This is a genomic window from Pseudomonas morbosilactucae, assembly GCF_023241715.1.
Classification (GTDB): domain Bacteria; phylum Pseudomonadota; class Gammaproteobacteria; order Pseudomonadales; family Pseudomonadaceae; genus Aquipseudomonas; species Aquipseudomonas morbosilactucae.
In genome coordinates this window covers 1-990 of sequence record NZ_JALQCW010000156.1, presented here as the reverse complement: position 1 = coordinate 990, position 990 = coordinate 1, and the positions used below count along the sequence as shown (strand labels likewise).

Annotated in this window: 1 protein-coding gene; it reads right to left on the bottom strand. The window is 62.1% G+C overall.

The window, feature by feature from the left end; translation table 11 throughout:
- Positions 1-71: 71 nt before the first annotated feature.
- Positions 72-990 (bottom strand): calcium-binding protein (locus M1B34_RS33665; protein ID WP_268267435.1); only part of this gene is annotated, 919 nt, incomplete at its 5' end.

Sequence of the window (990 nt, the reverse complement as noted above, 5' to 3'; positions counted from 1 at the left end):
TTCTTCCTGCGCCCAACGCTGGGTCGTTGACTCCTGCATCCGTTCCGCCAGGCGCTGGCGGGCCAGCCTCATCAAGCACCTGCCCCTCCTGCACACGCTTGAGCAGCGCCTCGAACTGCTCCTCGCCCGGCTGGCCCAGGTGGTAGCGCAGCAATCGGGCATCGAATTCCTCCACCGGCGTCAGGCCATTCACCAACACGCTCGACCTGGCTGCAGTGTGATGGTTTCACGTGTGCGCCCAGGGTCCAGTTCACCGACGAGAATACGTTGTCGATTTCCGTGAGGGAGGTGCCACGCTCGATGATCACGTCATTGACGTTGTCGACGTAGTAGGTGTCGTTGCCGGCGCCGCCGTCGAGAATGTCCGCACCCAGGCCGCCGTCGAGGATGTTGGCGCCGCTGTTGCCGATCAAGGTGTTGTTCAGGCTGTTACCGGTGAGTTTGAGGGCGGCACTGCCGAGCAGTTGGCCATCTTCGATATGGTCGGCAAGGGTGTAGCTGATGGTGGTCTGGACCAGGTCATGGCCTTCGCCTTCGAGCTCGATGACCTGGTCGCCGATGTTGTCGACGATGTAGGTGTCGTCGCCGATGCCGCCCTTCATAATGTCAGCACCTGCACCGCCATTGAGCAGGTCGTTGCCCGCACCGCCTTCCAGGGTGTTGGCCTGGGCGTTGCCGATCAGGGTGTTGTCCAGGTCGTTACCGACGACCCGAAACAGCCCGGCGCCCAGAAGCGTGACGTTTTCGACGTTACGCAGATTGCCGGCACTGAGGTCGACAAGGTTGGTCAGGGTGGTGGCGTTGTAGGTGATGTTCAGGGTGTCGTTGCCCTGGTTGGCCAATTCCTCGATGAGCGCCAGTTCGCCGAACTGGTCCAGCACGTAGGTGTCGTTGCCGTCACCGCCACGCATGGTGTCCAGGCCAGCCTTGCCGTCCAGCAGGTTGTTGCCAGCGTTGCCGATCAGCACGTTGTTCAGGGCGTTGCCGGTG